Consider the following 12,936-nt stretch of genomic DNA (forward strand, 5'->3'; position numbering starts at 1 on the left):
CCCCCATACTTTCTAAAATTCTTTATAGTAGTTATAAAGACTTATAGCACTTCAAAATTATACCACCAATAATGGTATAATTGTGATATTTTTACTATATTTATGTAAAAATAGTAGTTTTTATAAGAACAATAAAGAAGTTATAGATGATGCTTGAGGTTTAAGTAGCTCTTTAAAACATATTCCTTTTCTTCCAATCTTCATAAAAGTTCTGTAAAACTGAGTTTATTTCATTCAGAGTAAGTAAAATTAAAAAAAGCATCATAAATGTGACCATTTCACCTGTAAAAAATGACAGTACAGCAATTATAACTATCCAAGCCCAGAAATATTTTTTATTCATTTTTCCCTCCATATACTACTTAAATATAATTAATTTATGATGACTGAATTTTGTTGTTATCTAATATTTGATACTTTCCTTGATCCCTTTCCACTGTAAATTCACATACACCTTTTAATAATTTAGTTGCAAATTATATTTATTCAATTATAATTCTTTATGGTAATATTTTATATTTTTGTAATATATTAATACTATGAATATACACCTATTCGGTTAGAAAGGATAGTTAATGAGAAAGCTTTTAATGATAGTACTAGTTTTATTGATGGGATGTACTGATAAAAATACACATTTAGATTTAACGGATATTGAATGTAAGACAAATTGGGCACTATGCTCAGTTTTTTCAGATAAGTCTTACCAGTATAGCTTTGAGAAAAAGATAAAAATAGCTATTGTAGACAGTGGTATTAACGGAGACCACCCTGAATTAACAGGTTTAATAAGGAAATCATATAACGCAATTAATCCCGGTCAAAAAATACTAGATTCTTATGGTCATGGAACAGCTATCGCAGGGATGATTTCAGCAAAACCAAATGAATATATTATTCAAGGAATTAGTCAATCAGTCTATCTATATGATGTGAAAGTTCTGAACGATAAAGGGGGTGGTGAAATCGAGGATGTTGTCGATGGGATTGAATGGAGCATCAATAATAATGTGGACATTATCAATCTCAGCTTTGGATTTCAAAAAGACAATCAGGCTCTAAGAGAAGCTATCCTTAAGGCAACTACTCATGGGATCATCATTGTCGCTGCGGCTGGAAATAACCTGGGATTATATACAGATTATCCTGCTAAGTACGAGGAAGTCATTTCAATTTCGTCAATCAGTGAAAATTTGAAGGTTGATCCATTTGCCGGTAAAGGTAAAGTGGATTATGTAGCACCTGGTGTAAAAATTCCTATCCTGACAAATGGTGAAGATAAAGTTCGCTATGTTAATGGTACTTCGTTTTCTACAGCAATTGCCACAGGAATTATAGCCAATATTCTAGAACAATCTGAAAAACCCCTAAGTTTGACTGACATAAAAGAAAAATTAAATAAAACATCTATCGACTTAGGTGAAAAAGGCAAAGATACGACATATGGTAATGGGTTAATCCAGTTACCCAATAACAACTGAAAAAGAACGAGGGGAAATGAAAGTGAAAAAATTACTTTTTAGTATTATAGTTTCGGTATATATGTTTGCTTACTTAGTTCCTACATATGCAGATGCAACTAGTGTAGAAGAACTATATAGTGAACGTGAAAAATCTATTCCTACATTGACTTATATCCCAGAAGAAGATCTAACAACAGTTGATATTGAAAGTGTGGAAGAGCAAACAAATAATATGATTGGAGAAGACATTGAAGATAATATTGAGATTCAAAGTGAGGTAGTTGATGATTCAGCTGTTATTGAAACTAAAATTGAATCTGAAGATGTTAGTATTGATAGTTCTTTAGAGCTTGATCTTGAAACAAGTGAAATGACAGTTGACACTGAGCTTGAAAATGAAGATGGTGAAGTAATTTCTAAATCATTTGATATAACTGTTACTGAAGTCGACGGAGAGGATTTCACTGCAGTTTTAACGGATACAGAAACTGGGGAAATCTATGAAGTCAACACGGCAGAAGTATCCGCTTCATGGTATCCTCTAGTAGTTATTGCTATTTCTGTAGCTCGTTATGGCATTACATATGCAATCAAAAAATATGGAAAAAGTGCAGTGACAAAAGCTACTAGTAAATATGGAAAAAAAGCTACAGCACAATCTTTAAAGAAGGTACAATTTGCTTCTAAATCTAAGTTTGATAGTCATTGGAGAGATCACAAAAACGAGTTCCCTGGATACACTCAATCAAAGTACTTAACTAGAGCTCAAGCTTTAGCAGGAACTACAGGGAAACATATTCTTACCAAAAAACGTGCAAATGGAGATATATTAAAATACAATAAAGATACTAACGAGTTACTTGTTCTTGACAAGAATGATGTAATTAAAACTCTCTTCAAGCCTAAACACCCTAGTAAATCAAAAGGTTATGATTATTTTAAAAGACAATAACAATGAGGTGATTTAATGAACTATACTTGTCCTGTATGCGGTTTTGATAAGTTAGACGAACCTGCATATGATGAATATAATGATCCTTCATTTGAAATTTGCCCTTGTTGTCGATTCCAATTTGGGGACGACGATGACGTAGAAGTTAATGAAGGAGTTTTTATGCAAAGAGAAGAAGCTCACACTATTTATAGAGAGAAATGGATAAAAAACGGAGCTGAGATATTTGACCCTGAATGTTATCCACAAGAGTTTCTTTCAGATGGTAAAGTAACGAAAGAACATCTTGTTGAACAACTTAAAAATATAAACGTATTTCTATAAAAAGAAATTCATTTATGGATAAGAAGATTATGATACCCCCCTTCGGATGGGAGAAAACATAAAGTAACATAGCTTTTGGAGGTGTAATTAGCATACTAATTTGCACCTCCTTTTTGAATTGTATTCGCTTGTAAGCTACATTGAGTATTTTAACATGCGAATTAGTACGTGTTTTAACACCCCTTTTAGCAATAAAGGACCGCTTTGCAAAAGAGGACTCCCAAAACGATTCATACGCAGGACAGTAATTCGGTTCAGATTAAGTTGAAGTAAGGCATGAGAGGCCGGGGCAGACAGCCTCTTTATTGTGAGTATTATTAGCTGACTTCTTACCCGTTTACAAAGATACTGAAGCTTGTGATTCAGCCTGACACTTCTATCTACTTTCTTTAACCTGCCATCTCTTTAAACGTTTCTTGTGCATTCTATCGTTCAAGGAGATGCAGAAATCTGCTTGTGGCTTTCGAAACACCTTATGAACCACCACATCGTTCTTCACATATGCGGTATGTTCCATTTTCATCTCCTTCTTCACCCCTTAGGACACAGGAGGAGTACTGCATAAATCCTTTATTCCATATATTGATGAAACCTATCTAGAAGAAATGATGAAAAAATTCAATAAAAGGGAAATATCAAGTATCAATTCTCATCCTTCTCCTCAACAAAGTATCCCTTTCCAGTGATCGGGGTTTAGACACGATGCCTGACAGTTATGGGGATTTGGTAGAGGTTCCTGGTCACGGTATGGTGGTAGTTCACGGTTTTGACATTCTCGCTTTTGAACCTCCTATACATCTTTCTGTTAAAATATAGATATACGGAACTTCCTGGAGGTGGACATATGGATTACTCAGTCATCGGAAAGAAGATAAGAGAATTGAGAAAGGCTGTCGGGATTACCCAAGGGGAGTTGGCAGAAGAGATCTGTACTCAGGCGCTGATCAGCCGAATTGAAAATGGGGATATCTATCCCAGCGCCACGGCTTTATACCAAATCTCGGTAAAGCTTGGCGTCGACGTAAACTATTTCTTTGAAATCGGGACAACTCCACGGCTCGATTACATAATAGAAGTGGAAAAGCAATTGAGGTACTTAAGGGTTTATCGGAAATACGAGGAAATGATGGAACTGGTCAAGAACGAGGAAAAGAATCCACTATTCTATAAGGACAATGAACTCCTTCAACTTCTTTGCTGGCACAAAGGGATTTATCAATTCGAAGTGAAACAGGATGCCGAAACGGCCTTTTCCCTCTTACATAAAGCATTTCACCTCACCGCTCATCAGAAAAAGGCGATGTCTGAGAGGGAAATGGAGATCCTGGCCAGCAACGGCGCCATTCATTACAATAAACATCAATATGACGAATCCCTGCATTATTTTAAGAGAGTCGAAACGGCCATGAATACAACCGGACAACTACAAGATAAAAGTATTAAAACCAAATTATTTTATAATATCGCCAGAGTCCTGACACGCCTAGGAGAACTGGAAGAATCATCGGAATACTGTCATAAAGCTATCAGATGGTGCTTTGATGAGGAACTGCTTTGGGGACTTGGTGAGCTTCACTATCAAATTGGCTACAATTATGAGCTAAAGAATCAATACGAAGAAGCCCTTCCTTACTTCAAACGTGCTTTGCAAATGTTTGAGCTCCGAAATGATGAGCCTTATGTGGCATTTCTTGCACCGAAGATTGAGGAGATTTCGCAACTATCGGGACATGGGACAGGTCCTTTGTCTCATCAAGTAAATACGGTGGAACGTTAATTCCACCGTCTCTTTATAATGTGTGACAGTGTACCTGTCCCCGTGACCCATACCAACTCCTCGTCCACACTCTCCTGAACTTCTTCTGATTCGCTTGAATTTCTTACGTCCTCGCATCCTTCACGCTTGTAAGGGTAATGTTCTTATACCATAAAAGAGGAACAATATTCCCCACAATCTCTAATTTCCCGATTTGATCCACTATCTGACATCCTGATTTCATCCTTTCATCCGCCCTTCCCGTTCATTCATATTTTAAATAGGCAGGGAAAGAAAAAAGGACACCTGTGAAAGAATCTTTTCACTGGTCTCCTTTTAAGTGGTGGCGGAAGCAGAGGAGAAGTTCTGTTGCATCCATATTCACCTTTTGGAAAAAGAAGCAAGAGAACCGTCCCATGTTACTCCTTGTCCAAATACCCCTTCTTCAATTCGCGAACTATATTTAAATAATTGTCATTGCCAAGAAATCCATAGATGAACTCCGCGTTTCTATAAGCTTCTTTTATGCTCGAACAGTCTCCATTCATCTTTTCATAACATTGCCCCTGGTAATAATAAAAATTCCCAAGCATCGAGATATTCTCATTTTCTTTGGACTCTTTTATTCCCTGAACGACCGTTTCCAATGCCTCCTGATATTTCTTCAAGTCATACAGGGTCTTTGCCTTGTTATATAAGATTCGCAGCCTGTAGATTTCCGGCTGACGGAGCAAGGAAGGGGTAACCTCTTTAAATTGACTCTTCAAGGCTTTGTTATAGTACATGAGTGACGCTGTAAGGTTATCGTTCTCTCCATGGATAAGGGCTAAAGAGTTTAGGATTTTGAAATGAAGAAAACCCTTTTGATTGATCAAAAAATATTCTTCTTTAAGTAAATCCTTTAAGAGCGACACAGTCATCTGGTAATTCTCTCTCTTTAGACGGTAAGAACTGACGACATTCATCCATCTTAAATATTGCTCGAACCAAGTACGGTTGTTTGTTTCCATTGTCCGTAGTTCTTTTTGTGTCAATTGGTGAACATCATTGAATCGCTGCTTAATAGATAAGTTTTCAATAAAAGAAACGGTTCTGTTTATGTATTCTACATTATCATCCAATAAATACTGCAAGAAATAACTGATTGGTTTATTTAACTTCAAAGAGATAAAAAAGATTGTTTCAAGAGTAGGTTTGGTCTGCCCTCTCTCGATCAAACTTAAAGCTGACTGTGTACACACATCTTGCGCCAAGTCCTTCTGAGTCATGGAATTTTGCTTTCTTAGACGGATGATTTCCTTACCCAAATCCACTATACCCATATTACCCCCATCTTTCTAGTCAAAATATCATCTAGGTAAAGTATGACTTATATACCTTAAATTGTCATCTGTAAATATGAATCTACTTATATTTTGTTTATTTTCAAAAAATTTAATTGTATAGTTGGGTTGCAGTACAGAATACTACATAAAACAAATTCTAGGAGGAATAACCATGACAGCTTCAGCTTTGTTATTGACTATTGGATTAAGCATCGGCGGGGGAGCGGATAATGCCAACATTGCCGACCGATTAAAGGATATCATTCCCGTTGATATTGAGAATGATTTGCCACACGAATTCAGTGTAAAAGTGGATAAATAAAATGGAACTTCGCCACAAGATACCCGGACCGTCCTTGATCTTCAAGCCCAAATCCGAATCAGGGAAAATCGCTGATAAACCGACATTATGGAGACCTGCTACACTATCATTGATCATTCTTCTGGCTGCTCTTGCAATAGGTGTATTGCTGACGGATACCAGCAAGTTATCCTTTACCGAGGAAAATCTGAATAGTGCAGAAAGAGTGCAGGCATTTATAATAGGAGCAGTCGCCGTAATCGCCCTCTTCTTCATCTCCCAATCTATACTTGCTTTATACTTGTACCTAACCGTCAAGATGTTCAGGCATTTCAGCTCGTATCGAGAATTACTGTCTTTAGCATTCTTCGTTTCCATACCGGTTTCTCTCGCAGAATTATTGAAGGAATCCAGTCCTTTATTCACTGCCAAGGAAAATATCACAGCACTGTCCTCATATATGGGAGGATCCCCTATATTGCAAGGGGCCATTGCACCAATGGAAATATTCAATATATGGAGTTTGGTCATTCTCACCATCGGTCTCCGTCAACTGACCAAACTAAAGACCTTTAAAGTCTTATTCATTGTTGCCGGCCTTGTGATATGGGACTCACTAACAAGTATGGGGACCGCTTATATCACCGATTTATTCAGTGAACCGAAATAAAATGAGGGGAAATTATGAAAAGAAATATACTTGTACGCCAACATGATAGCAATGATTGTGCTCCTGCATGTTTAGCCATGGTTTCTTCCCATTACGGTAAAAAAATGGAGCTTTACAAATTCAGAAATAAAATGCAAACGCAGCGTAAAGGAACCATCCTGAGCGATCTCGTAAAGACCGCCAATGAAATAGGCTTTATCAGTAAACCTATAAGGGTGGATAAAGAAGGATTTCAAAGTAGATTCACCCTTCCTTCCATAGCCCAAGTCATTCTGGAAAATGGTCAAAGCCACTTTGTTGTCATCAGGGAAATCTACAAAAACAAAGTAGTATTATTAGACCCCGGCCAAGGGAAGCGTGTAGAAAGCATTGATTCGTTTTTTAAATACTTTACGGGACTGATGGTGCTCCTTACCCCAAACAACAATGTTTTTGTGAAGAAAAATGATGAGGTGGCAAACAAGAAAGTATTCCAGCGGTTTCTCACTCTGTTAACCCCTCACAAATGGCTGTTAGGGATGATCATTTTAGCATCCATTACGTTGACAGTGACGGGGATTGTCGGTTCATTTTTCAATCAAGTGATCTTTGACCAGGTCATTCCCAATAACTTAGAGACGCAGCTCCTGGTCTTCACCCTGTTATTCCTGGGAGTTTCCTTGGTCCAGGTAGTGATTGGTTTCATCAGGGCTCAGTTGGCCATTCATGTATCTCAGAAAATGGATATCTCTCTAGTATTAAATTATTTCAAGCATATTTTCAATTTACCTATAAGCTTCTTCTCCACCAAGAAAACAGGTGATATCCTGACCCGTTTCGGTGACAGCTTTGTCATTAAAAATGTACTGACCAATTTAGTACTGACCGTCTTTCTGGACTTGATCCTGGCTCTGGGGACCGGTATCATCCTGTTTAACATATCCCGAGAACTGTTTATGATCATCGCCGTTATAACCATCATTCACATCATCATCGTTTATTCCTTTAAGGAGCCTTTCAAGAAGTATAACTTAAAGAAAATGGAGCAGGACTCAAGGTTGAATTCTACAATAGTCGAAAGCTTGAATGCCATTAACTTTGTAAAATCTTCGAATCATGAGAAATCCATCATGGATCGAGTCGAAAAACATTTCATAAAGTCTCTTAAGATTGATTTCAGAATGCAGCATTTAGCGAATCTTCACGACAGCATTTCTTCCACTTTGATGACGATCGGAAGCCTCGCTCTTATCTCTTACGGTGCATTGATGGTGATGAATGAAACCATGTCCATTGGTGTTCTGCTTACATTCAGTGTCCTATCCTCATTCTTCATGGATCCGATAAACCGATTGGTGAATATGCAGTTGGAGATTCAGGAAGCGGACATCTCCATGAAACGTCTGTCAGAGATTCTTGATATTAAAGAAGAGCCCTTGGAAGATGACAAAAAGATCGAATTTAAATCCATTCAGCATTCAGTTACATTCGAAGACTTGAGTTTCGGCTACCGTACAGGGAAAAATACGTTGAAAGATATCAATATCTCCATCAATAAAGGGGAGCGCACAGCTATAGTAGGAACTTCGGGATCTGGAAAGTCCACTCTAGCCAAGCTTCTAGTTGGCCTTCACTCCATAAATGAAGGAAGAATATTAATTGATGATGTAAATACCCAAGACTACACATTAACTTCTTTACGTAAACGAATAGGCTATTGCCAACAGGATGTCCAGCTGCTTCCCGGGACAGTCTTTGAAAACCTGACCCTTGGGCAGGAACACCACGAAATTAAAGATATTCAAGAAGTTCTCGGCAAGATTGGCTGCTCAGGATTTATCCATACGCTGGATGACGGGTATGAGACCCATATTGAAGAATCAGGCGTTGGGCTTTCCGGAGGGGAGAAGCAAATCATCAATCTTACCCGCTGTTTATTAAAGAACCCTGAACTCATTGTACTCGATGAAGCCACAAGCAATATGGATTCCATGAGAGAAAAAGAAGTTTTCGAACAACTATATACCAACTTCCCGAATAAAACGATGCTGATCATCGCTCATAAATTAAGTCTGATAAAAAATTGTGACAAGATCATTGTAGTCGAGGATGGGCAAGTCCTTGAAACAGGGACCCACCAATCGTTAATGGAAACCAAGGGGGAGTACTATCATCTTTGGAACGCACAACATAGCGAGATTCACTCTGGCAGCCAGGTGAAGGAACTTTCAGAGGCCGATACATGTAACGACTACGACGAAGACGACGATGTTTTTCAATACTGATAAGGAGTGAGGTATCTTGGTTATGGATGTAAAGGAAAATAAAACTTTAAAGCTGAGCAATGTTGTCTTACATAAAGTGAACGTCGAAGAACTAAAGAAGGTGTCAGCTGAGAAGATCGTGAAATTATTGAACGCACAGTTACTATCTAAAGGAGCCGCTCCCAAAGGTCCCTTGATCAATCATACTTACTTAAGGAATGGGGAAAATCAAGTCAGTTTCATGATGCAGGCGAGTAAACCGGTAGAAGTCAAATTCCCCTATGGATTCAGTGACTCTCTCAAAATTGAGAATTGTTTATATACCAGATTCCAAGGAAAAGAATACGATATCGATTATGCCTATCAGAAAATGAATCTTTATGCATATGAAAATGATATTTCATTAAAGAAAGAGAGTTATAGTATTTTCCTCTCCAATGAGCCTGAAAGCGATAAGGTCGTGATTGATATATTTATGCCCATGAAGTAAGTGAGTTGAATACTTCTCAAAGTGATAGGGAGGGGTAGGTGAAATGGGTATAAAGGGAGCGAAAAAAATGGAAGCTATTTTAGAAAATGAGTTATTATTACCGAATCATTATGTAGATGTTACTGATCAGGAAATGGAGTATGTTGATGGTGGTGTCGCAATCGCCACTATCCTCGGTATCGTCACTGCTGTCATTGCAGCATCCGGTGCAACATATGGAGCTGGTAGAGTAGCAGGTGAAAGAGCCTATTACGCAGGACTGCGAAATAGTACGTATCAGAAATGGAAATGGCAAATCCGTGCCGCGGCTGTGGGAGTTGGCGGCGTAGCAGGTGGTATCTTCATGCTTGGATTTGAAAACAAATTCTATTCCATGATTTAATTACGTCTTTCACCATACTTAGTTTAACTTATTATATCAAATAATATATAAAAAAACACCCATTTCGCCTGTCCTCCCTATCACTTTGAGAAACAAACTTGAGTAAGGATGAAATTAAATGAAATCTTATCACATTAATGAGATCACTGATAGTCAAATCATGTACAATCATAAACCCTTTATGCTCATCCTCACCCTTCTGGGATCCGTGATCTTTTCACTCATACTATTGGGATCTTTATCAATATATGCAAGTAGTTCTTCTGTATTCACCTCATCAGGTGAGTTGCATTCACTGAATAAAACAGAAATTGTCGCTGCTGAAGCCGGCTTCATTACCCCCTCCCTCTCACCATTAGAGAACCGTGTAGAGAAGAATCAGAAGCTTGCTGCTATCCAAACTGATTCGGGAAGCTTAGACATCCTCTCTCCTGAGGGTGGCTTCTTTGTTCAAGATCCCTCCATTATGAAAGGGAAGTTTCTTTCTGCAGGTGATCCAATCGGTGTGGTCTCAAGTAATAAGAAGATGTTTATCCAAACGAACATCCAGAAAAAAGACATGATACATGTAAATGAAGGGACCGAGGTAGGTGTCAGGTTTTCAGAGATACACATTGAAACCAAAGGAGAAATCACGAGTATTCAATATATTCCGAGTGAAGATCGAGAGGATGTTTATTCCGTCAAGATAGAGCTGAAAGAGTCAATCAATCACCAAAAAGTCCGGGAAGGTATGGAAGCTCTCGTTATTTTCGAGACCACACCCCAGTAGGAGGAAAACCTATGAAATACACAATCGAAATTGAAAATGTCAGCAAGATGATCCGCTCGAAAGAGATCATTAAGAATATTTCTTTCAATGTAGGAAAAGGGGAAATCTTTGGATTCCTAGGTCCCAATGGTGCAGGAAAGACCACTGTCATTCGTATGCTCGTTAATTTAATCAGACCGACAAGCGGAACAATCCGTATCTGCGGACATGACATAAACACAGACCGGAAACAGGCAATGGCCCAGATCGGAGCGATCATTGAACAACCAGAACTCTACAATTACATGAGCGGGTACGCGAACCTTAAGCATTACGCAAACATGAATAACACTCCCATCACCCATGAAAGAATAATGGAAATCGCCTCAGTCGTAAATATAGAAAAAAATTTAAAAGAGAAAGTCAAAACCTATTCACTGGGTATGAGGCAACGACTGGGACTTGCTCAAGCTTTGTTGCACAAACCAGAAATCCTCATACTCGATGAACCTACCAATGGACTAGATCCAAATGGAATAAAGGAGTTCAGGAAATACGTCAGACACTTAGCAGACGAACATGGCATGACCATCTTGATCTCCAGCCATCTACTAAGTGAAATTGAACTAATGTGTGACCGGATCGGAATCATCGAACACGGTAAACTAATTGAACTGAAAGACCTTAAGGCTCCTTCCACCCTTCAGAATCATAAGTTTCTCATAAAAGTCAGTGACACCGAACTTGCTGCTGACATCCTTGGTACGAAGGAATTGCTCTTTAGAAAAGTGGATCCGAATACAATTGAACTGAGAATCCCAGAAGAGAATATGCCTGAAATTATACAAGAATTGAACTCTCATAACATAAGAATCTATTGGGCAGCTCCCATCACAGAAACATTAGAGGAACATTACTTCAGTACCTTGTCAGCATCGGAGGGCATGTAATATGTTTAAACTGGTCAAAAATGAATGGTACAAAAATTTTTTCCGCATCAGAAATTATGTTAGCTTACTCTTTATCCTGTTCTTCTCCATCATTACGGTTCTGCTGCCGACTTTCTTTTCCTCCCAGTATACGACTGGCTCTTATGACAAGGACAATTGGAAGGAAGAAGTCCGGGGTGAGTTGACTGCCTTGGATAAAAAGTATTCAGAAGCAGATAAAAAGCATGAATCCAAGCTTCAATCCGATCCTGAATCGATGGAAGTCATGATTCTAGAATCAGAAAAAAATGAAATCACCGAAGAAATCAATCGATTAAACTATTATCTTGAACAAAACATCATGCCTGTCAGCAACAATAATCTGTACGATAATTTACTTTCAGTTACACAGATGACGGGATTGATCACTGTTCTGATTACAGTAGTCGCTGTATCTCTCATAGCAGATGAATTTTCATCAGGAACCATCAAGCTGTTGTTAATCAGGTCTGTCTCGAGATTTAAGATCTTACTATCCAAGCTGATTACCATGATTCTGTATATCTTATTCTATACAGCTTCAGCAATCCTTTTTACACTGGTCATCAGTTTGCTGATGAGTGATATCAATTCTTCATCGTCCTATGTATTCTCTAAGGGGATACACAACTTCATGCACGAAAACTTTTATGTGCTATTTGCCCAAAATATAGTAACTCAGCTTTTTTCTATAATGATGGTTTCACTTATCGCCTTTTCACTGACTGTGATTTTCATAAGCAAATCAGTTACTTTACCCCTTTCATTGGCCATTTACTTCATGGCGGGACCAATGACTATGTTCCTAAGTCAATATACCGATCTAACAAGGTACCTTTGGTTTGCAAACTGGGACTTTAAACAATTTCTACTGCCCTTCAAGCACACACAAGGGCCGCTTATCGAAGGGATGACTCTTACATCATCCCTGCTGATCAATGTGCTCTACTGTATTCCTTTGCTGCTCATTACATTTTACTTCTTCCAAAAGAAAGAAATTTACAACTAAGGAGTGTCGGACACATGAAAGATTCAGTTTTAAAAAAAGTGATTCTATACATTCTCGGCATGATCATCGGTCTTACGATCGGCATTGTCATTTTTATCCCGATCGTAGAAGATACTGCCATAGGGCTTGTCATCGGGTTTTGTCTAGGCGTTACAACAGGAATCTCTTTGCAGCCCTTTGCTAAGAAGAAATGGTTCTGATGAGACTAGTATACAGGGATTTGTCCCTTTTTCATCAAGCTCCAATTTCACCGGTTTCATTCTAGCCTTTGAGTCCAAACAAAAATGATGAAGTTTTCATGC

Annotated in this window: 15 protein-coding genes; 13 read left to right on the forward strand and 2 right to left on the reverse strand. The window is 38.2% G+C overall.

What is annotated here, in order from left to right; all coding sequences use genetic code 11:
- Nucleotides 1-575 precede the first annotated feature (575 nt).
- Genes F0342_RS03735 through F0342_RS03745 form a run of 3 tightly spaced genes read left to right on the forward strand, consistent with a single transcriptional unit; the run spans nucleotide 576 to nucleotide 2,739 of the window.
- A complete protein-coding gene (locus F0342_RS03735) occupies nucleotides 576-1,481 on the forward strand; it encodes a S8 family peptidase (RefSeq protein ID WP_262481629.1) in 906 nt (301 codons plus the stop codon).
- A gap of 22 nt (nucleotides 1,482-1,503) precedes the next feature.
- Nucleotides 1,504-2,415 (forward strand): SAR2788 family putative toxin, encoded by a 912-nt coding sequence (locus F0342_RS03740; protein ID WP_149154699.1) that lies wholly within the window; start codon nucleotides 1,504-1,506, stop codon nucleotides 2,413-2,415.
- 15 nt (nucleotides 2,416-2,430) lie between these two features.
- Nucleotides 2,431-2,739 (forward strand): hypothetical protein, encoded by a 309-nt coding sequence (locus F0342_RS03745; protein WP_149154700.1) that lies wholly within the window; start codon nucleotides 2,431-2,433, stop codon nucleotides 2,737-2,739.
- Between the two features lie 376 nt (nucleotides 2,740-3,115).
- Here the strand turns inward: F0342_RS03745 and F0342_RS24670 are convergent, their stop codons facing one another.
- Entirely contained in the window at nucleotides 3,116-3,256 is a 141-nt protein-coding gene (locus F0342_RS24670; protein WP_188048394.1) for a hypothetical protein, read from the reverse strand.
- A 327-nt stretch (nucleotides 3,257-3,583) separates the two neighbouring features.
- Here F0342_RS24670 and F0342_RS03750 point away from each other — a divergent pair, with 327 nt between their 5' ends.
- Nucleotides 3,584-4,516, forward strand: a complete 933-nt coding sequence (locus F0342_RS03750) for a tetratricopeptide repeat protein (protein WP_149154701.1) — start codon at nucleotides 3,584-3,586, stop codon at nucleotides 4,514-4,516.
- Between the two features lie 398 nt (nucleotides 4,517-4,914).
- On the opposite strand, the gene F0342_RS03755 is transcribed toward F0342_RS03750, so the two are convergent.
- Entirely contained in the window at nucleotides 4,915-5,817 is a 903-nt protein-coding gene (locus F0342_RS03755) for a helix-turn-helix domain-containing protein (RefSeq protein ID WP_149154702.1), read from the reverse strand.
- A gap of 175 nt (nucleotides 5,818-5,992) precedes the next feature.
- Between F0342_RS03755 and F0342_RS24675 the strand changes: the two genes are divergently transcribed.
- From F0342_RS24675 to F0342_RS03795, 9 genes are all read left to right on the forward strand, one after another.
- The gene (locus tag F0342_RS24675; RefSeq protein ID WP_188048395.1) at nucleotides 5,993-6,142 is read left to right on the forward strand and encodes a hypothetical protein; all 150 of its coding nucleotides are present in this window, start codon (nucleotides 5,993-5,995) and stop codon (nucleotides 6,140-6,142) included.
- Between the two features lies 1 nt (nucleotide 6,143).
- Entirely contained in the window at nucleotides 6,144-6,791 is a 648-nt protein-coding gene (locus F0342_RS03760; protein ID WP_149154703.1) for a YIP1 family protein, read from the forward strand.
- 14 nt (nucleotides 6,792-6,805) lie between these two features.
- Nucleotides 6,806-9,055 (forward strand): peptidase domain-containing ABC transporter, encoded by a 2,250-nt coding sequence (locus F0342_RS03765; RefSeq protein WP_149154704.1) that lies wholly within the window; start codon nucleotides 6,806-6,808, stop codon nucleotides 9,053-9,055.
- 16 nt (nucleotides 9,056-9,071) lie between these two features.
- On the forward strand, nucleotides 9,072-9,524 hold the full coding sequence (locus F0342_RS03770) for a hypothetical protein (protein ID WP_149154705.1): 453 nt from the start codon (nucleotides 9,072-9,074) through the stop codon (nucleotides 9,522-9,524).
- Between the two features lie 43 nt (nucleotides 9,525-9,567).
- Nucleotides 9,568-9,906, forward strand: coding sequence for a hypothetical protein (locus tag F0342_RS03775; RefSeq protein WP_223145698.1), 339 nt, complete (start codon nucleotides 9,568-9,570; stop codon nucleotides 9,904-9,906).
- 118 nt (nucleotides 9,907-10,024) lie between these two features.
- Nucleotides 10,025-10,678: an HlyD family secretion protein gene (locus F0342_RS03780; RefSeq protein WP_149154706.1), complete on the forward strand. Its 654-nt coding sequence runs from the start codon at nucleotides 10,025-10,027 to the stop codon at nucleotides 10,676-10,678.
- 11 nt (nucleotides 10,679-10,689) lie between these two features.
- The gene (locus F0342_RS03785) at nucleotides 10,690-11,607 is read left to right on the forward strand and encodes an ABC transporter ATP-binding protein (protein WP_149154707.1); all 918 of its coding nucleotides are present in this window, start codon (nucleotides 10,690-10,692) and stop codon (nucleotides 11,605-11,607) included.
- 1 nt (nucleotide 11,608) lies between these two features.
- Nucleotides 11,609-12,634, forward strand: coding sequence for an ABC transporter permease subunit (locus tag F0342_RS03790; protein ID WP_149154708.1), 1,026 nt, complete (start codon nucleotides 11,609-11,611; stop codon nucleotides 12,632-12,634).
- A gap of 14 nt (nucleotides 12,635-12,648) precedes the next feature.
- Entirely contained in the window at nucleotides 12,649-12,834 is a 186-nt protein-coding gene (locus F0342_RS03795) for a glycine zipper family protein (RefSeq protein ID WP_149154709.1), read from the forward strand.
- Nucleotides 12,835-12,936: the final 102 nt, after the last annotated feature.

It is taken from the genome of Bacillus sp. CH30_1T (assembly GCF_008364765.1).
Lineage (GTDB): Bacteria > Bacillota > Bacilli > Bacillales > Bacillaceae_B > Rossellomorea.

Bases quoted from the DNA above. Each gene is read 5' to 3' on its own strand.
- F0342_RS03795 (WP_149154709.1), top strand. From the start codon at position 12,649: ATGAAAGATTCAGTTTTAAAAAAAGTGATTCTATACATTCTCGGCATG.
- F0342_RS03735 (WP_262481629.1), top strand. From the start codon at position 576: ATGAGAAAGCTTTTAATGATAGTACTAGTTTTATTGATGGGATGTACT.
- F0342_RS24675 (WP_188048395.1), top strand. From the start codon at position 5,993: ATGACAGCTTCAGCTTTGTTATTGACTATTGGATTAAGCATCGGCGGG.
- F0342_RS24670 (WP_188048394.1), bottom strand. From the start codon at position 3,256: ATGGAACATACCGCATATGTGAAGAACGATGTGGTGGTTCATAAGGTG.
- F0342_RS03775 (WP_223145698.1), top strand. From the start codon at position 9,568: ATGGGTATAAAGGGAGCGAAAAAAATGGAAGCTATTTTAGAAAATGAG.
- F0342_RS03745 (WP_149154700.1), top strand. From the start codon at position 2,431: ATGAACTATACTTGTCCTGTATGCGGTTTTGATAAGTTAGACGAACCT.
- F0342_RS03785 (WP_149154707.1), top strand. From the start codon at position 10,690: ATGAAATACACAATCGAAATTGAAAATGTCAGCAAGATGATCCGCTCG.
- F0342_RS03765 (WP_149154704.1), top strand. From the start codon at position 6,806: ATGAAAAGAAATATACTTGTACGCCAACATGATAGCAATGATTGTGCT.
- F0342_RS03750 (WP_149154701.1), top strand. From the start codon at position 3,584: ATGGATTACTCAGTCATCGGAAAGAAGATAAGAGAATTGAGAAAGGCT.
- F0342_RS03780 (WP_149154706.1), top strand. From the start codon at position 10,025: ATGAAATCTTATCACATTAATGAGATCACTGATAGTCAAATCATGTAC.
- F0342_RS03790 (WP_149154708.1), top strand. From the start codon at position 11,609: ATGTTTAAACTGGTCAAAAATGAATGGTACAAAAATTTTTTCCGCATC.
- F0342_RS03755 (WP_149154702.1), bottom strand. From the start codon at position 5,817: ATGGGTATAGTGGATTTGGGTAAGGAAATCATCCGTCTAAGAAAGCAA.
- F0342_RS03760 (WP_149154703.1), top strand. From the start codon at position 6,144: ATGGAACTTCGCCACAAGATACCCGGACCGTCCTTGATCTTCAAGCCC.